The organism is Aequitasia blattaphilus (genome assembly GCF_024721305.1).
In the GTDB taxonomy this organism is placed as follows: Bacteria; Bacillota; Clostridia; order Lachnospirales; family Lachnospiraceae; genus Aequitasia; species Aequitasia blattaphila.
Genome location: NZ_JAMXOD010000008.1, coordinates 62,881 through 79,659 on the forward strand (window position 1 = coordinate 62,881; position 16,779 = coordinate 79,659).

The 16,779-nt window shown below is 39.3% G+C and carries 18 protein-coding genes, 6 tRNA genes and 2 riboswitches; of the genes, 1 reads left to right on the plus strand and 23 read right to left on the minus strand.

The annotated features are described in order from the left end of the window. The 22 genes from NHH15_RS07075 to NHH15_RS07180 form a co-directional block, all read right to left on the minus strand. A complete protein-coding gene (locus NHH15_RS07075) occupies positions 1–774 on the minus strand; it encodes a sirohydrochlorin cobaltochelatase (RefSeq protein ID WP_262065960.1) in 774 nt (257 codons plus the stop codon). Beyond that, positions 774–1,622: an energy-coupling factor ABC transporter ATP-binding protein gene (locus tag NHH15_RS07080; RefSeq protein WP_262065961.1), complete on the minus strand. Its 849-nt coding sequence runs from the start codon at positions 1,620–1,622 to the stop codon at positions 774–776. Before NHH15_RS07080 ends, NHH15_RS07075 begins: the two co-directional genes overlap by 1 nt. Positions 1,623–1,624: 2 nt before the next feature. Continuing rightward, positions 1,625–2,392, minus strand: coding sequence for a cobalt ECF transporter T component CbiQ (gene cbiQ / locus NHH15_RS07085; protein ID WP_262065962.1), 768 nt, complete (start codon positions 2,390–2,392; stop codon positions 1,625–1,627). Then, positions 2,379–2,702: an energy-coupling factor ABC transporter substrate-binding protein gene (locus NHH15_RS07090; RefSeq protein ID WP_262065963.1), complete on the minus strand. Its 324-nt coding sequence runs from the start codon at positions 2,700–2,702 to the stop codon at positions 2,379–2,381. The genes cbiQ and NHH15_RS07090 overlap by 14 nt, the downstream gene beginning before the upstream one ends. A gap of 1 nt (position 2,703) precedes the next feature. Continuing rightward, entirely contained in the window at positions 2,704–3,450 is a 747-nt protein-coding gene (locus NHH15_RS07095) for an energy-coupling factor ABC transporter permease (RefSeq protein ID WP_262065964.1), read from the minus strand. Between the two features lie 101 nt (positions 3,451–3,551). Continuing rightward, positions 3,552–3,740: riboswitch (cobalamin riboswitch) on the minus strand. Beyond that, complete coding sequence (gene cobK / locus NHH15_RS07100) at positions 3,725–4,495, minus strand: precorrin-6A reductase (protein WP_262065965.1); 771 nt, start codon at positions 4,493–4,495, stop codon at positions 3,725–3,727. (Overlaps the previous riboswitch by 16 nt.) Before the next feature lie 11 nt (positions 4,496–4,506). Further along, on the minus strand, positions 4,507–5,571 hold the full coding sequence (locus NHH15_RS07105; RefSeq protein ID WP_262065966.1) for a cobalt-precorrin 5A hydrolase: 1,065 nt from the start codon (positions 5,569–5,571) through the stop codon (positions 4,507–4,509). 551 nt (positions 5,572–6,122) lie between these two features. Then, complete coding sequence (locus tag NHH15_RS07110) at positions 6,123–6,680, minus strand: thiamine phosphate synthase (protein ID WP_262065967.1); 558 nt, start codon at positions 6,678–6,680, stop codon at positions 6,123–6,125. A 15-nt stretch (positions 6,681–6,695) separates the two neighbouring features. Next, complete coding sequence (gene thiH, locus NHH15_RS07115) at positions 6,696–7,841, minus strand: 2-iminoacetate synthase ThiH (protein ID WP_262065968.1); 1,146 nt, start codon at positions 7,839–7,841, stop codon at positions 6,696–6,698. Between the two features lie 3 nt (positions 7,842–7,844). Beyond that, complete coding sequence (locus tag NHH15_RS07120; protein WP_262065969.1) at positions 7,845–8,630, minus strand: thiazole synthase; 786 nt, start codon at positions 8,628–8,630, stop codon at positions 7,845–7,847. Then, the gene (gene thiF, locus NHH15_RS07125) at positions 8,627–9,268 is read right to left on the minus strand and encodes a sulfur carrier protein ThiS adenylyltransferase ThiF (RefSeq protein WP_262065970.1); all 642 of its coding nucleotides are present in this window, start codon (positions 9,266–9,268) and stop codon (positions 8,627–8,629) included. The genes NHH15_RS07120 and thiF overlap by 4 nt, the downstream gene beginning before the upstream one ends. Next, positions 9,269–9,478: a sulfur carrier protein ThiS gene (gene thiS, locus NHH15_RS07130; RefSeq protein ID WP_262065971.1), complete on the minus strand. Its 210-nt coding sequence runs from the start codon at positions 9,476–9,478 to the stop codon at positions 9,269–9,271. Positions 9,479–9,487: 9 nt separating this feature from the next. Continuing rightward, entirely contained in the window at positions 9,488–10,792 is a 1,305-nt protein-coding gene (gene thiC, locus NHH15_RS07135) for a phosphomethylpyrimidine synthase ThiC (protein WP_262065972.1), read from the minus strand. Between the two features lie 112 nt (positions 10,793–10,904). Next, a riboswitch (TPP riboswitch) is annotated at positions 10,905–11,015 on the minus strand. A gap of 111 nt (positions 11,016–11,126) precedes the next feature. Beyond that, positions 11,127–11,199: transfer RNA gene (locus NHH15_RS07140), tRNA-Lys, on the minus strand. A gap of 119 nt (positions 11,200–11,318) precedes the next feature. Beyond that, positions 11,319–11,390: transfer RNA gene (locus NHH15_RS07145), tRNA-Gln, on the minus strand. 34 nt (positions 11,391–11,424) lie between these two features. Then, positions 11,425–11,498 (minus strand) — tRNA-His (locus NHH15_RS07150). Between the two features lie 28 nt (positions 11,499–11,526). Beyond that, positions 11,527–11,600: transfer RNA gene (locus NHH15_RS07155), tRNA-Arg, on the minus strand. Positions 11,601–11,641: 41 nt separating this feature from the next. After that, positions 11,642–11,712, minus strand: a tRNA-Gly gene (locus tag NHH15_RS07160). Between the two features lie 6 nt (positions 11,713–11,718). Then, a tRNA-Pro gene (locus NHH15_RS07165) sits at positions 11,719–11,793 on the minus strand. Positions 11,794–11,894: 101 nt separating this feature from the next. Further along, positions 11,895–12,380, minus strand: a complete 486-nt coding sequence (locus NHH15_RS07170) for a metallophosphoesterase family protein (protein ID WP_262065973.1) — start codon at positions 12,378–12,380, stop codon at positions 11,895–11,897. Further along, positions 12,377–12,994 (minus strand): RdgB/HAM1 family non-canonical purine NTP pyrophosphatase, encoded by a 618-nt coding sequence (gene rdgB / locus NHH15_RS07175; protein ID WP_262065974.1) that lies wholly within the window; start codon positions 12,992–12,994, stop codon positions 12,377–12,379. Before rdgB ends, NHH15_RS07170 begins: the two co-directional genes overlap by 4 nt. A 12-nt stretch (positions 12,995–13,006) precedes the next feature. Further along, positions 13,007–14,152: a THUMP domain-containing class I SAM-dependent RNA methyltransferase gene (locus NHH15_RS07180; protein WP_262065975.1), complete on the minus strand. Its 1,146-nt coding sequence runs from the start codon at positions 14,150–14,152 to the stop codon at positions 13,007–13,009. Positions 14,153–14,462: 310 nt separating this feature from the next. Between NHH15_RS07180 and NHH15_RS07185 the strand changes: the two genes are divergently transcribed. Beyond that, the gene (locus NHH15_RS07185; RefSeq protein ID WP_262065976.1) at positions 14,463–14,828 is read left to right on the plus strand and encodes a hypothetical protein; all 366 of its coding nucleotides are present in this window, start codon (positions 14,463–14,465) and stop codon (positions 14,826–14,828) included. A gap of 73 nt (positions 14,829–14,901) precedes the next feature. On the opposite strand, the gene NHH15_RS07190 is transcribed toward NHH15_RS07185, so the two are convergent. Continuing rightward, the gene (locus NHH15_RS07190) at positions 14,902–16,776 is read right to left on the minus strand and encodes an aryl-sulfate sulfotransferase (RefSeq protein ID WP_262065977.1); all 1,875 of its coding nucleotides are present in this window, start codon (positions 16,774–16,776) and stop codon (positions 14,902–14,904) included. Positions 16,777–16,779 lie beyond the last annotated feature (3 nt).

The following is a 16,779-nucleotide window of genomic DNA, read 5'->3' on the forward strand; positions in this document are numbered from 1 at the left end:
TTACATTACCTCTTCAATGTGCTCTACAAATATATTTTGAATTCCCTTCATCTCTCCTAAGCCTCTCAAAATGGTCCGCACCTGATAACCCTCGTCTTCTAATTGGCTTTTCCAGGAATCTTCATCTCCTGCCATATCATTTCTGGCGTGATCTCCAGCCACAACCATAAAAGGTATCAGTGTAACCTTTTTGATTCTTTGCTCTTCTAACTTACTCATTGCATTTCTCAAATCAGGAAACCCTTCTACTGTCCCAACAAATACTTGTTTGTATCCCAATAAATGGGCAGTGTACTCTAAGGTTGGATAAGCAGCATTTGCATGATGGTCCGTTCCATGCCCCATAAGTACCAGTGCTTCATCATGATCTAAATCTACCTCTGCCATTAAAGCATGAATTGCTTTCTTATAATCATCTGTATCACTTAGAAGAGGCTTACCCATTGAAATCTTTTGAAACCTTTCTTCATAAGCTTTGATATCCTCTATCATTTTGTCGTTTTCTATTCCATTAAGAATGTGTGTTGGCTGTACCACAATTCTCTCAATTTTATCTTCCATCATCTTTTCTAACGCTTCCGTAACATTGTTGAAATGAAGATTGTCACGTTTCTTTAATTTATTCAATATCATTTGACTGGTAAATGCTCGATATACTTTATATTCTGGAAAATGTGTCTGGATATTATCTTCTATAACCGCAATCGTCTTTTCAAGGGTTTCCATATAGCTCGTTCCAAAACTGACCACTAAAATTCCTTTTGTTTTCTCCATTAACGCCTTCTCTCCTTTATTAATTCTTCCAAATCCTCGATGCTTCTTGGTACGGTACTCTCTTTCTCTAAAATATCTGCTTCCTGTAAATATTGAGTGACACGAATTACCATTGGAATCTCCAAATTTGCTTTTTTTAGTAACTCTCTTGAAGTGAATATCTTCTGGGGTACATCCTGAGCAAGGACTCTTCCTTTTTCCATCACAATAATTTCATCGGCCCATTGACACGCATAATCTACATCGTGGGTTGCCACAATAACCGTAATTCCATTTTCACTCAACTCCTCAATCACCTGATATACCAGCTTCGTATGCTTCGGATCTAGAGCAGCTGTGGGCTCATCCATTAATACTACCTCCGGCTCCATTACCAATATATCCGCAATGGATACTTGCTTCTTCTCTCCACCGCTTAATGCGTGTGTGGGACGATTTCTAAATGGAGTAATGGAAAATTCCTCCATCACCTGTTCCACTCGTTCTTTCGCCTCCTCCTTTGAAAATCCTAAATTCAGTACTCCAAAAGAGATTTCTTGGTACACACTTGCAGATAGCAATTGGTTGTCTGGATTTTGAAAAACAATACCCACCTTACTCCGTAATCTTTGCAATCCCTTTTTACTATAATCTACTGGCTGTCCGTGAAAAAAAAGAACTCCCTTTTCTGGTTTTAATATTCCGTTGCAGCACAGAAAAAACGTTGACTTACCGGAACCATTTGCTCCCATTACTGCAATTTTTTGTCCTTTCCGTATTGTTAAACTCACATTTTCCAGAGATGGAGTATCAGACATCTCATAAGTACAAGAAAGTCCTTTCGCCTCCAGAACAATTTCTTTGTCCACCCCTATATTCCTCCTTTTGCGATTAGGATTAAAATACTTTCATATATAATAATTGCCCCGACTTCTTTAAGCCGTATCGATTTTTCTTCGTAAAGGACACGAATTTCCCCGTGATATCCTCTGGCCTCCATTGCAGCATAAATATGTCTGGATTTTTTTAATGATTGGATAAATAATGCACTCCCCATCTGCCCAAAAGAGCTAATCCCTCTTTTCAGGTTACGATAGCCCAAACGGGAATTCTGGGAAATATAGATGGCAGAAGCAATTTCTATTAATAGAAAAATAAAGCGGTAAATTAAAAGCATCAGCTCTGTGAGAAGCCTTGGACAATAAATTTTTTCTAAGATATAAATCATATCGGTCATCGGCGTACTAAGAGAAAGAAAATATAGGCATGAAACCGAAGCCAGAGATGTAACAATTAATTGTACTGCCAAAAACAGAGACTCCTTACTCCCTGTCAAATAGAAGCTTCCCAAAGTGATAGCATATCCGTCAAGGGGTTGTCTCGACACATTAACGAGAAGTGCTGCTGTACTTAGCAAAAGGAAAACCACAGGTGCCATCATCATCTTCAAATAGCGGGCACCTCCAATTCTTCCAATCACAACGGTCAATATATAGTTTGATCCCAAAACAAACAACGCCCCTAAAATCGACCGGCTAATGATACATATACTCAATGTCACTACGGTATAAAGCATCTTCTCTCCAGGATGGATATTTCGAAGCCGGGACTGATAACAAAGCGCATCAATTGCAATCATGATTTTCTTCTTTCATATGCTTTTTTCGTTCTACAAACCGCCCCATAAAAAATGCAATTATACCTACTCCAATTCCAGTTTGAATACAGAATACAAGGCTCTCTACTTCTCCTGGTATCTCTCCTCCAAGAGCTGTTTCTAACACTGGTGTGAACCAAGGCTCATATTTTCCATTAATTTCTTCTACCATTACACTTCCTGCGTCATCAGAACCACCAAACTCCGCTCCTTTGGCAATTGCTAATGGTATCACTGCCATGAGTATTACAATGATGAGTAATATTATTACCACTTTTTTATCTTTACTCATTCTACCTTGCCTCCTTTAAATAGCCCACTGCTTTGAGCTCTGGTCTTGCATATGTTTCTAGTGCGATTACAATAATTACAGTTATAATCCCCTCCATAATGGCAAGTGGCAGCTGTGTAGGTGCAAAAACACCCAGAAATTTAATGATTGAAGCCACACTCCCGCCTACCTCTGCCGGATAAGCCAATCCTAATTGTATACTTGTTACACAATAGGTCGTCAAATCTCCCAGAAATGCTGCTAAAAAAACTGCAGCACGACGATTCACTTTTATTCTTTGACATAGTTTAAAGATTCCATAGCTTACCAAAGGTCCTGCGATTGCCATAGAAAATGTATTTGCTCCTAACGTTGTTAAACCTCCATGGGCTAAAAGAACCGCTTGGAACACCAGAACGATTAATCCCAAAACACTTACCGCCCCAGGTCCAAATAAAATTGCCCCTAATCCTGTACCTGTCATATGAGAGCAGCTCCCTGTAACAGAAGGAATCTTTAATGACGAGATTACAAATATGAAAGCCCCAGCCATAGCCAGCAAAGTGATTGATTTTGAATTTTCTTTAAATGTTTTTTGAATGGAAATAAAGCCTGCGATTAGAAATGGCAAGCAGACAGCCCCCCACGCAATACAAAAGCCTACCGAAAGATAGCCCTCCATAATATGCATTGCATTGACAGGCAGCGTGATGGCAAATATCATCCCGATTGATATACTTGCCCTTATTAGATTTTTCGTTTTGGTCATGTCCTTTTTCTCCTTTTATGACAACTTAATAACTTAAAATACTCCAAGCTGCCATAAAATCAAAAGACTTTTAGCAAACACTTGGTTATATTCCCGTAACCATTTGAATCTTTTTAAAGGTGGGTGTTCTGACTTAGGCATTAATCATAGTATCTCGCCTTCCCATGGTTTTCCACAGTGACATAATGAAATACTACTCCTCCAATACAGCAACGGGTATTGTGCAGGATTCGAACCTGCTTCCCCTTTTTTAAATATAATAGGATTCAAATATTTATATGATATTCAGGCAAAGCCTGTATATTTCGTTTATAGAATATCCTTCTTCCTGAGGACGGCGTATTACAACCGTTTTGCAATTTCCTTCGGATGCGGCGGTTACTTTCTCTTCGTAGCCTCCATTCACTCCTGATTCTTTCGTCACCATATATCTCGCATCTGTATGACGAATCATTTCCTGATTCAATGCTTGAGAAAATGGTCCTTGCATAGCAATCAGATGTTTTCCCTGAAAGCCTAAAGCTATTGCTTTCTCAACGGACTCCTTAACTGACAGAACTCTGGCATAACAACGGGTTTGATAGTTCGGTATCTTTGTATAAAGTCCTAATTCTTTGCTGCCAGTGGTAATCAGCACATTTCCTTCAGTCTGACTAATATAAGCGACAGCTTCTTGAACAGATTGGACAACTATCATATTCTCGTTTCCTTGCAAAGAAGATTCCCTCTGCTCCGGTTCACGTAAACACCGAAGATAGGTTACCCCCTGCTTTTTGCAAGCCTTCTTGATGTTTGCAGTGACGAGTTGTGCAAAAGGATGAGTTCCATCAATCACAATGTGAATTTTTTTATCCAGAAGAAATTGAGCCATCTCTTCCTCATCCATTCTTCCCCAGATGATTTCTCCCGAAATATCATGGCAGATACTTTCTCGTCCGTATTCTGTTGCAACACTTACATAGAGCCGTTCAACCTTAGATGCTAATCTATTCGCTATATGCCTTCCTTCTGTTGTTCCAGCAAAAATCAATACATTCTTTCCCATATCAGCCTCTTTTACGAAAACTTCATAATTGGAATTTCCTTTACAATTGCATATGTAACTCCATCAATTATCGTTTTAGGACATATCAGTTGTCCTTTTTCAAAGTAGGTTCGAGCGGCTCGCTCACATACATTATCAACTCCGGTAATCTCTTTGACAAAGGGAGAGCTTTTTGAGACATTTTGCACTTTGTCCAAAGCCTCAGACGAATACGTTTTAAAAGGAATACTATATTCCTGCGCCAAAGCAATAATCCCCTGTTCTTTTTCCTTCAAGTCAATACTGACAATTCCTTTTACTGCATCTCTTGGTATGCTGTACTGCGCCAGAACGGTTCCGAATCCATCTTCTAATACTTCCTTTGACGCTCCTTTTCGACAACCAATTCCTACCACATAGTTATCCTGCTGAGGTGTAAGATAAAGAATCTTAGGATTCATCGTTTGAGACGCTTCCATTTTCCCGACAATTATATCATAAAACACTTCGTCCGTCTCCTGTATTTTATTGCAAATTACAATTTCACTGGGTATATTTCCCTGAATCGGATACTCACAATACATGCGAAGGCTTTTGCCCTCTAAAAGAGCTGCTGATATTTCTTTTGCAAGTTGCCGATTACTTATTTTTAATCGATTTTGGGATGCAAATACATCCACTGCAAATTTATTCTGTAAATCTGTTGCCGTTGTGATTACAACCTCCCCGCCAATGGATTTTCCAATTTCTTTTGCCAAAGCAATTCCACCACCCACATGGCCCGATAATATCGGAATAACATATTGACCTAATTCATCCATGACAATAACAGCTGAATCCTTATACTTATCATCAACAAAAGGAGCAATTACTCTAAGAGCAATACCAATTGCCCCAATAAAGAGAAAGTCGGTTTCTCCCCATTCTTTTTTTATCATCTCTTTCCAACCTGGTTCAAGGGGTTTAAGATGATTGTCTTTTGCATGTCGTTCGATTGTATAGCCTTCGCAGTTCCATTTTTGTTTTTTTAATTTCTTTTTCAGAAGAACTGTCTGCCTGGCTCCTGATTCTGTAAAACTGATAATCTTTAGTTTCATTTTTTTCCCTCGAGACTTTTTAATCTATCTATCATTCTATATTGTTCGAAGGAATTTTCCAACAAAAAATTTTAGTTCTATACCAAATGATTCCACTTTTTGCACTCCTCTTTTAACAAGAATGCAAAATTTGATTTTTAACAATTAACTTTTATCCCTCGTTAAATATCGCGTTAAATACCAAAATATACTTATTACATAGTTATTTTTTTGCTTTTAACTGTATTTTAATCAGTTATTAATAGTTAAATGTTTAAGCCTCTTGGAGGTACGCCCTTTTTACGGTCTGTTTAAAAAATATGACCGGTTGCATATTGTTCCGAAGTAATTAGAAATGCACAAGTATATATTTTTTTCTCTAGACGTATTCTATTTCATTAAGCTTCTTTTTATGGTCAAAAGCAAAATAATCTCTATGAACTGTAATAACCACAAATCAAAACAATTACAACCATACATCTTCAAATACTACATTCTCTGCAACACATTTAGTTACAGTCTTCGATATAAAAAATAGGACAAGGTTCTCCGAACAAAAAAAGACTGCATTGTTAAAATGCAGTCCCTACTCTCATCATCTCCGACATCATGCAAAAACCTGTAGCTCCTGCACTTAGCACATCCTTATAATTCTCTTCCGAAATTCCTCCAATTCCATACACCGGGATTTTAACATTATCACAGATCTCCTTCAGAAATCCTATCCCTCTTGATGGTACGCCCTTTTTACAATCCGTTTGAAAAACATGACCCGCAATCAAATAGGAGGCTCCACGGCTTTGCGCTGCCAAAGCATCCTCTAAAGAATGTACCGATACTCCAAAAGACTCCGAGGTACTGGCTTCTAAACCACTAAATGGAAGGTGGACAAAAGGACTTTTCAGCTCTTTTGCCACCTCCTCCCATTTATGAATAATAAGCGGAACCTTTTGGATCTCACAAATGTTTTTTACTGCAAGGGCAAGCTCTCGGTATTCTTGCTCATCCAAATCCTTTTCCCGTAATACAATTCCTTTCGGTTGTAACTTTACAACCCGTTCTATCTGCTCAAGAAATGGTCTTTGACAAAGTTTTCGATTGGTAATCACAAGCATTTTCTGATAATCCATTAGCTTTCCTTCCTATTATAAAAGAACATGGTCGTTCATGACCGGTTGCATATTGTTCTGAAGCAATTCGTGATATACCTGGTCCACACTTCTACCGTCTGCAATTTCAAATTGCTCATCACCTTTTTCCTCTTCTGTGTTTTCACCAACCCCAGTATCCACACCAGCAGATATCTTGGTTGCACCCAGACCAACCACATGGTTTCTAAAATTTCGATTTTCTCGTGTAGATACTGTGATTCCTGCATAAGGCATAAAGATTCGGTATGCAAGTATTACCTGCAGCAATTGCTTTTCATCGATTTCTTCATAGACTTGAAAATCCGTTCCTGATGCAGGCCGTATTCTGGGACAGGAAAAAGATATTTCGATATGAGGATACTTTCGCTGAATGTAATAAGCATGCATACCAGTTGCAAAAGCATCCTTTCGATGATCTGAAAGACCTAATAGGGCTCCAAAGGCCACTCCCCGCATTCCTCCCATAATAGCACGTTCCTGCGCTTCCAATCGATAAGGATAAACACGCTTATGTCCTCCAAGGTGAACCTTTTCGTATTGCTCTACATTATATGTTTCTTGAAAAACCGTCACATAATCAGCGCCGCATTTCCTGAGATATGCGTATTCTTCACTATTCATAGGATAAACTTCAAGACCCACCGTTTTAAAGTACTTTGCCCCTATTTTACACGCTTCTCCCAAGTATTGAAGTGTCGATTTATTCCGGCTTTCTCCAACAAGAATCAAAATCTCTTCTAATCCAGTTTCTTTAATCGCCATCATTTCTTTTTCAATCTGGTTTGTATCCAGATGAGCACGCTGAATTTTATTACGGCAGTTAAAGCCACAGTATACACATTGATTTTCGCAATAATTTGATATATAAATCGGTGTGAATAAATAAACAGAATTCCCGAAATGTTTCAAGGTTTCTTTTTGTCCTCTCTTTGCCATTTCCTCCAAAAACGGAATCGCTGCTGAGGATAAAAGCGCCGCAAAATCACTTGGTGATAAAATTTCTTTTGCCAAAGCATCCTGCACATCTTTGGCCGAATACTTCGTGTCCTCAAAAGACTCATAGCATTCCATTACTCTTTCTTTAATGTTGGAATCAATTTGTTCCATATCCTTTTGATAGCTCATACAATCATGCTTCATTTCTTATTTCGCCTCCTCTAAAAAACCAGTCAACGGCGAAGATGCTTCTCCTTGCATATTTAGCACTCTGCCCGGTCCTGCCAAATAGGCTGCTCGTCCTGCCTCAACAGAGAGACGAAAAGCATGAGCCATCTCTATAATATTTCCTGCTGTTGCAATTGCTGTATTTGCCATAATTGCAGCAGCTCCCATTTCCATGGCAGCACAGGCTTCTGATGGCTTCCCTATTCCTGCATCCACAATAATAGGAAGCTCAATTTCATCAATTAGTATTTGAATAAATTCTTTCGTACACAGTCCCTTGTTGCTTCCTATCGGGGCTCCCAAGGGCATAACACAAGCTGCACCCGCATTCCACAAATCTCTTGCCACATTCAGATCCGGATACATATAAGGCATTACAACAAAGCCCTCTTTTGCAAGTATTTCTGTTGCTTTGATTGTTTCATAATTGTCTGGAAGAAGATATTTTGAATCCCTGATTACTTCTATTTTTATGAAATTGCCGCATCCGATTTCCCTTGCCAGCCTTGCAATACGAACTGCTTCTTCGGCATTTCTGGCACCTGAGGTATTTGGAAGTAGTGTAACCCCCTTTGGAATGTGATTCAGAATATTATCGTTCTTCTCAGTATTTGCACGGCGTAGTGCAAGTGTAATAATTTCCGCTTTCGCATGTTCAATAGCTGCTTCTATTAGGTCCATATTAAATTTACCTGAACCAAGAATGAAGCGTGACGAAAAAGTATGTCCTCCTATTACCAATGGATCTTTTGTTATTGTTTTCATTTGTCTTCCTTTCCTAATAGTAAACGAAGCATCATATGGGCTTGATGTCCGGCACAGATTGCCACTCTTGTAGCAAAGAAGGAGCCACATTCTTCTACGCCATTCACTTCATCACCACAGAGATAAAGACGCTTCAATTTTTGTGTTGTGACAATTTGATTCCCACTGGATATTCCTGCCATGCCTGACCCTGCTACAATCACGCTATCCGATCTCAAAGTAAGAAGTTCTTCAATTAACATCGCCTTTGCCTCTGCACGGTCAAAAGCTTCACAAATATGAGTCTCTTCTTTGAATACCTCTCCTATGTTTTCCCGCGTTATCTTTTGGTTTGTAGTAATGACGGCAGCATAAGGATTAATCCTCAGGATTTCTTCTTTCAATGCTTCGGTCTTGTTTTTCCCTATATCTTCCAAGCCATAATTTTGGCGGTGTATGTTGGTTCCTTCTACCTGATCAAAATCAATGAGATGAAAGGTGCCAACACCTACTCTTGCAAGAAAAATTCCGATATGAGATCCTAATCCTCCAAGACCGGCAATTGCCACTCTTGCTGTTTTGAGTTTATCCATAACCTCTTTCCCATGGCGTTCTGTCAGCATGTTATCCAGTTCTTGTTCCGTAAATAAGCTCTTCATTTAGCCTCCTCCAACAAAGGTTACAACTTCATACACATCCCCATCCTGAACAATCTCAGAAGAAAATTGAGCCTTCGGAAGAATCTGTCCATTTTTCTCCACTGCCAATTTTGTAACATCGTACTGGTTTGACAGAAGCATGTCTAAAACAGTGATGTTCCCGGAAACTATACAGTGATTTCCATTTATAGATACTGCTACTTTATTCATCCCGTTCTCCTATTCATCAAAAATACTTACAATTTCCCCATCTAATATTCGGTTCATATTTTTAACAGCACAGAAATTCCCACACATACTACAGGTATCTTCCTTCTCTGGTTGTGCCATTTCCCTATAACGACGTGCTTTATCGGAGTCAATTCCCAGTTCAAACATAGTCTCCCAGTCCAAATTTTTTCTCGCCTGGCTCATTTGAAAGTCCCATTCCTTCGCCCCTGGAATTCCTTTCCCAATATCCGCTGCATGTGCTGCAATTCTGGATGCAATAATGCCTTCCTTTACATCTTCCAGGGTGGGCAGTCTTAAATGCTCTGCCGGAGTTACATAACACAAGAACGAAGCGCCGTGGGTTGCAGCAATTGCTCCCCCAATTGCCGCGGTGATATGATCATAACCAGGGGCAATATCTGTGACAAGTGGTCCTAACACATAAAAAGGAGCTCCTTTGCAAAGTTCTTTTTGAATACACATATTGGCTTCAATTTGGTTAATTGGCATATGCCCAGGTCCTTCCACCATAACCTGAACATCTTTTTCCCAGGCTCTCTTTGTCAGCTCTGCCAACGTAATTAATTCTTCCAGTTGAGAAACATCCGAAGCATCCTCCAAACAGCCCGGTCTACACGCATCACCCAGACTCATTGTAATGTCGTATTTCTGACAGATGTCCAGTATTTCGTCATAGCGCTCATAAAATGGATTTTCATTCCCTGTCATTTCCATCCATGCGAAAATAATCGAACCTCCTCTGGAAACAATATTGGTAAGCCTTTTATTTCTTTTAAAGCGATGGGCTGTCTCCTTATTGATTCCACAGTGAATCGTCATAAAGTCTACACCATCTTCCCCGTGCATTCGAACAATATCTATCCACTCCTCCGAGGTGATTTCTTTCAGTGGCTTGTGGTAATAAACTACTGCATCATAGATTGGTACTGTCCCAATAATTGCCTCACACTCTGTCGTAAGTTTTTTGCGAAATTTACGGGTATCACCATAGGAGCTTAAATCCATAATGGATTCTGCCCCCATGGCAACCGCTTCATTTACTTTTTTCAGTTCTACATCCATATCCTTACAATCTCTGGATACCCCAAGATTTACATTGATTTTGGTACGCAGCTTATCACCAATCCCATTTGGATTAATGGATGTGTGCAGCTTATTGCAGGGAATAATTACTTGCCCCTTAGCTACCAGCTCTTGTAATTCCTTCACATCAAAATTTTCTTTTTGTGCTACAATTTTCAGTTCTTTTGTTACAATTCCCTTCCTTGCAGCATCCATTTGTGTTGTGTACATAACTCCTCCTTTTTTGATCTGCGGCACGAGAATAGAATCAGCGAAGCGTTTTTCTAAAAAGAAAAAAAGAGTGCTGTCCCAAATGACAGCACTCAAATAAAAGTGTCTATAATAGTATATAATAGAAACATTTCCTACGCCGGCATTATCCGTATCAGGTTCCATGGGTCAAAATCGTTCGTATTTAATCTCAGCCGACGCGTCAGCCCCCCAGTTCAATATTTTGTTTTCATGATTTATCATAGCTATGTTAGAAAAGATTGTCAAGATATTTTTATTCTAAAAAAATAAACGTCCCTTCTTTGATTTTAAGAAGAAACGTCGATTTCAATAATGAGCGTGCGGAGGTTCGAACTCCGGACAACTTGATTAAAAGTCAAGTGCTCTACCAACTGAGCTACACACCCGTATAGTCTTTATAAGACGATAATCCGTGCGCCTAGGCTCGAAAATACCTCGCCAACGCTTGGGATCCACCTTCTCACTAAACTCACGCTCTACACGCTCGCTAAGTGTTCAGTGCGAACTGGGCTAGCTGGATTCGAACCAGCGAGTGCAGGAGTCAAAGTCCTGTGCCTTACCGCTTGGCGATAGCCCAATAAGATAACCAACCGGTAAACCGATTGGTTAAGGGTGGATAGTGGGATTCGAACCCACGACATCCAGAACCACAATCTGGCGCGCTAACCAACTGCACCATACCCACCATAGTATCAAATATGAAAGAATAAAAACGAGCCTAGCAGGATTCGAACCTGCGACCTACGGCTTAGAAGGCCGTTGCTCTATCCAGCTGAGCTATAGACTCATGTCTGCGTTACAAAAAACCCTGTATCAGGGCTTTAAGAAAGCGGGTGATGGGAATCGAACCCACGTATCTAGCTTGGAAGGCTAGTGTTCTACCATTGAACTACACCCGCAAAAAGTCGGGGTGACAGGATTTGAACCTGCGACCTCCTGGTCCCAAACCAGGCGCTCTAGCCAAGCTGAGCCACACCCCGATATTCAGTTTTTGTCGCTTTTCTTTTGTGTCTTCTTCGCTGCGACAAGTGTTATTATATAGCATGCACCAAGCCATGTCAATAACATTTTTTATTTTTTTTTAGTTTTCTAAATATTTAATTTCAACGCTCACTTCTCCCTCCGGATTTATTGTCATAATTGCATAACTTGGACGCCTATCTTGCTGTCTTGGATAGGCAATACTACCAGGATTTATCACCAAAATATCTTTGTCTTTTTTTATAACTGGTCGGTGTATATGACCATACATTACAATATCTGCTCCCCGGCCTTTTGCCTCCTGTACCAAACGCTCTTCATTTCTAGACACAAAATAACTATGTCCATGGGTAATAAAAAAATGATGTCCTTCTATAAAAAATTCTTTTTCTGCAGGGAGATGGGAGAAAAAATCATTGTTACCTCCAACAATATGCATTGGAGCTTCTACAATGGCCTCAATTTCATCTTCTCGCCCTTCTGCATCCCCTAAATGAATTACCATGTCAAATGGCTTCTCAAGAGCCACAGCATCCATTAGGCTTCCATGGGATTTATGTGTGTCACTTATAATTAATATTTTCATGCAACTTTCTCTCCAATTAGTTTTCTCATTTCTCGAAGTGCTTTCCCTCTGTGGCTAAGTTCATTCTTCTTTTCTGGCGAAAGCTGGGCACTGGTCATTTGATACTCTGGAAGATAAAATATCGGATCATATCCAAAACCATTTTCCCCTTCTATGTGGTAACCAATTTCCCCTTCCATGGTGCCTCTTATTATTTCATGACTTCCATCTGGAAAAACGCCTGCAATCGCACATACAAACCGGGCACTTCTCTCTTCTCCCACTGCATCCTTAACACGCTCAATAAGATTTTGATTTTTGATATCATAGGACGTATCTTCTCCCATATATCTGGCAGAATAAATTCCCGGTTCTTTATTAATATAGTCAATCTCTAACCCTGAATCATCTGCTAAAACAACCGCCTCTTCCAGACCATCCATTTGCTTTGCTAGCTTGGCAATTGCCTCTGCCTTAATGAATGCATTTTCTTCAAATGTACTTCCATCCTCTATCACATCCACCGTAATTCCTGCGTCTTTCAACGACAAAATTTCCATATTCAAATCAGAAAGAATCATACGAATCTCTTCCATTTTGTGTTCATTTCCTGTTGCAAATAATATTTTCTTCATTTTCACCCTCCTTTATCTTGGCTTTTTAGGTGGTTTTGGTCCTAAGAAAGAATAGAAATAAGTCTTAATCATTCCATTATAAATTTTACGGTTTTTATCAGCCTTTCTGCCCATATACTGTTCCGTTTCTTCAAAAGAAGTAATCACATAAGCCGACCAACTATCCAGTCGTTTAAATGCCTCCCCTAAGTCCTTATAAATTCCTCCTAAACTTTCCTTTTCTTCCAGTCTTTCACCGTAAGGGGGATTCGTAATAATAAAACCATATTTTTTCGGATGACTCAGTGCCGCTGCCGGGCGCTCCTGAAAATGAATCATCTCATCTACCCCTGCTTCTCCGGCATTTTTTCTCGCTATTTTTAAAACCGACCCATCAATATCAAATCCCTGAATGTCTGTATCCACTATTTTGATCAGGTCATTTGCTTCATCAATTCCTTCATACCAGCTTTTCTTTTCAATAATATTGTTCCAATTTTCGGATAAAAAAGAGCGATTCATACCCGGTGCAATATTGGCTGCAATCATTGCCGCCTCAATGGGTATCGTCCCACTTCCCGCAAAAGGATCCACTAAAATCCGATCTTTATTCCACGGGGTAAGCATAATAAGAGCAGCAGCCAAGGTTTCTGCAATCGGTGCAGCGCCAGCTTCTTCACGATAACCTCGCTTATGTAAGGACACCCCTGTGGTATCCAAACCGATTGTAACAATATCCTTTTTCAAAAATACGCGTAAAGGATAGGAAGCCCCTTCTTCTGTAAACCATTGTATTTTATACTTTTCTCTTAAACGTTCCACCATTGCCTTTTTCATAATGGACTGGATATCGGAAGGGCTAAAGAGTTTACTTTTAATAGACGCTGCTTTTGCAACCCAGAACTTTCCGTCTTTTGGAATATACTCTTCCCATGGCAGACTCTTTGTTTTTTCAAAAAGCTCATCAAAGGTAGTTGCCTTAAACTCTCCTACCTTAATTAATACCCTCTCTGTTGTCCGAAGAAAAATGTTTGCTCTCGCAATTGCATTTTCGTCTCCCGCAAAGGTAATTCTTCCGTCCTCTACCTGTCTGATTTCATAACCTAAATCCTGTATTTCTCGTTTCAAAACAGCCTCTAAACCAAAATGGCAGGGCACAATATATTCATACTTTTTCATCCGCTTCTCCAATCCTTAATATGTTAATAATCTTACTCGCAATTCTTTATGTTTGTCAATAGCCAGCAAAGGCAATATTCACAAAAAGCATTCTTAAAATCTGTGAATTAATCTCTGTTTTTGTATCTTGCATTTAAATAAGCTTTATACTATACTTAAACATGTAGAAGCGGTTGTTTCTACAACCCCTTATTAATTATTTATACTCCCCTCGAAACACCGGATAGCTCCCCTATCCGGTGTTTCTCTTTAAGAGATAAGTAGGGAAGTGTCACCAAATTTTCTCGTAGATAAAGAAAAGGAGCTTATTATGGAGCAAAATATTATGAATCCTGTTGAACTCTACCTTTCATATAATAAGGTTCAAACAGACTTAGTACTGGAAACACTGGAAAGAAATAATATCCCCGCTTACAAAGCCTCTGCTGGTGCAGGTCAGCTTATGACAATCTATATGGGAAATTCAATCGCAGGCGAGACCATCTACGTAGATACGCAGGATCAGGAGAAGGCTTTAGAAATATTAAATCTTCTTGGCTTAACAAAAGAAACTTCTCAACCCTCCCTTGTATCTTCAAAACCACCCTATTCAAAAACTGCCATGTGGGCAGCAAGAATTGCTCTGGTTTTGGTTATTGGTATTATACTATTTTCTTTTTTTAATAGCATTGGATAAAAAGAAAATTCCGGAGATATCACAATACCTCCGGAATTTTCATATTTGAATCACCATTCTATAACCCCTATGATTAGCAATGGATCTTAATGCCTGTTTCATATATTTTATCATCTACCAGCACTTTTACATCGTACTCACCCCACAAGCCACACTTCGTAACTGTAAAAGCTGTGTTTCTTAAATGCGGATGAATAAAGTCACCTGCACAGGTAGCTTTTAACGCACCTTCTGAAGTCGGCATCTGATATTGAATTTTCTGTCCATCCTTTTCCAGAATCAGCAGCGCCAACTGCCCTTCTTTTAAATTGGCTTCAAATAGAATTCGATCTTCCTGTTCCAGTAAAGTCGCATCGTAATCCTCGGGCAATAATTCGTGTGTTTCCACCCCGTTAACCTGTGTATCATAGGTCTTTGTCACACCTAAGGTTCCCAACTCCTTACTCCGGCCAATTACCAACTTTTCATTTGTATCGTAAATTTTCATTTTCTCTGCTCGATAATAGTTACGATTTAATTCCAGCTCAAGCATAACTTTATCGTTTAATACTTCTACCGTAATACTCCGCTCTTCGCACTTCGGATTTCCCTCATCAAAAACCACCATCATCTCTGCGGTTTCACCATCATAATAACCGATTCCACCAGAATGAACCATATAATGGCCTTCATTATAATATTCTACGTTACAGATATACTGAGAAAAGAACTCTGGACCACGCTCTTTTCCATACTGCCAGACTTGCTCAATTGTCATATCTTCTGTATTAATTTTATACCTTACACCCCGAGAAAAGTTGTCCCTGTTTAACGTAAAATTCTCTGGATCTTTACTTCTCCAATGCCCATTGTCAAAACACATCACATCACCATTAGGAGTAATCAAACAAGCATGCTGCTCATATTGCCAATCAAATTCTCCTTCCCCTACCGGCGTAAAGAAATATTTTTCCATGGATTCTTCCCAATTTTTCGGATCACCAATAATCCAATTAAGTGCTCCTGTTTCAAAATCAATATTAATCACTGCATCGCAATGGCGTCCTGACAAGGTAAGAGAGTGTGTTTTTTCATCATACCATACCCCATTACAATGGAACCAATCGTGAGCATCTCCTGTTTTTGAGATGGGAGCTTTCGACGCATCAATCACATCATTTACATCCCATTCTTTTAATATTTCTCCTGTCTCTCTGTCCATCAATACGATAATATCCTCTACCGTATTCGTATTAAAATCATCCGAAACTACTACAATATTCCCATCTGGCATCTCAAACTGGTCGTGATGATATCCCCCCGGGAGCTTATATTCCTTATAAATTTTCCCCGTCATACTCAATTCATACAGACCTGTAGAAAAGTAAATATCTTTCAATCGACGTTCAGACCCCATCATAACATTTCCATTTTCCAGCCGTCTTAAATCAAAAATTGTTGGTACATCCAAACGCCAGCGAATGTCACCTTTGTAATCGTATGCTGTTGCCAAGCCCGATACAACGGGTGATACAAAAATCAAATCATCCTGGAGATATTCATATGTTGTATCCATTTTTATTAACTCATCTGCACAGGCACGAAGCTTCTCTGTTTTTATTGTCATAAAATTACTTTTACCATTATAAATCTGTATCTCCACTTTATTTTCATAGTCCTGATACAAACCATACACTGGCAAAATATGAATTCTTTCCTTCGGATAAGTATGACTTATATTCCCATTTTCTTCTTTTCCATGTACGATTACCGTAATCGCTGTTGCTTCTTCTGTTTCAAACAGTACAACTGCCGAAAGAGGTGCAATCAAATAAGGATTCAACTTAATGAGCGGATTTTCAAAGGTATAATTCCCACATTCAAACTCTTTCATCATTGCTGCTTCTGCTTGTTCCTGTTGTAGTCTAATTGTTTCTTGATATTCATATGCTAACTGTTTGCCATTCATTTC

Bases quoted from the DNA above. Each gene is read 5' to 3' on its own strand.
- NHH15_RS07075 (WP_262065960.1), bottom strand. From the start codon at position 774: ATGGAGAAAACAAAAGGAATTTTAGTGGTCAGTTTTGGAACGAGCTAT.
- cbiQ (WP_262065962.1), bottom strand. From the start codon at position 2,392: ATGATTGCAATTGATGCGCTTTGTTATCAGTCCCGGCTTCGAAATATC.
- NHH15_RS07090 (WP_262065963.1), bottom strand. From the start codon at position 2,702: ATGAGTAAAGATAAAAAAGTGGTAATAATATTACTCATCATTGTAATA.
- NHH15_RS07095 (WP_262065964.1), bottom strand. From the start codon at position 3,450: ATGACCAAAACGAAAAATCTAATAAGGGCAAGTATATCAATCGGGATG.
- cobK (WP_262065965.1), bottom strand. From the start codon at position 4,495: ATGGGAAAGAATGTATTGATTTTTGCTGGAACAACAGAAGGAAGGCAT.
- NHH15_RS07105 (WP_262065966.1), bottom strand. From the start codon at position 5,571: ATGAAACTAAAGATTATCAGTTTTACAGAATCAGGAGCCAGGCAGACA.
- NHH15_RS07110 (WP_262065967.1), bottom strand. From the start codon at position 6,680: ATGGATTATCAGAAAATGCTTGTGATTACCAATCGAAAACTTTGTCAA.
- thiH (WP_262065968.1), bottom strand. From the start codon at position 7,841: ATGAAGCATGATTGTATGAGCTATCAAAAGGATATGGAACAAATTGAT.
- NHH15_RS07120 (WP_262065969.1), bottom strand. From the start codon at position 8,630: ATGAAAACAATAACAAAAGATCCATTGGTAATAGGAGGACATACTTTT.
- thiF (WP_262065970.1), bottom strand. From the start codon at position 9,268: ATGAAGAGCTTATTTACGGAACAAGAACTGGATAACATGCTGACAGAA.
- thiS (WP_262065971.1), bottom strand. From the start codon at position 9,478: ATGAATAAAGTAGCAGTATCTATAAATGGAAATCACTGTATAGTTTCC.
- thiC (WP_262065972.1), bottom strand. From the start codon at position 10,792: ATGTACACAACACAAATGGATGCTGCAAGGAAGGGAATTGTAACAAAA.
- NHH15_RS07170 (WP_262065973.1), bottom strand. From the start codon at position 12,380: ATGAAAATATTAATTATAAGTGACACACATAAATCCCATGGAAGCCTA.
- rdgB (WP_262065974.1), bottom strand. From the start codon at position 12,994: ATGAAGAAAATATTATTTGCAACAGGAAATGAACACAAAATGGAAGAG.
- NHH15_RS07180 (WP_262065975.1), bottom strand. From the start codon at position 14,152: ATGAAAAAGTATGAATATATTGTGCCCTGCCATTTTGGTTTAGAGGCT.
- NHH15_RS07185 (WP_262065976.1), top strand. From the start codon at position 14,463: ATGGAGCAAAATATTATGAATCCTGTTGAACTCTACCTTTCATATAAT.
- NHH15_RS07190 (WP_262065977.1), bottom strand. From the start codon at position 16,776: ATGAATGGCAAACAGTTAGCATATGAATATCAAGAAACAATTAGACTA.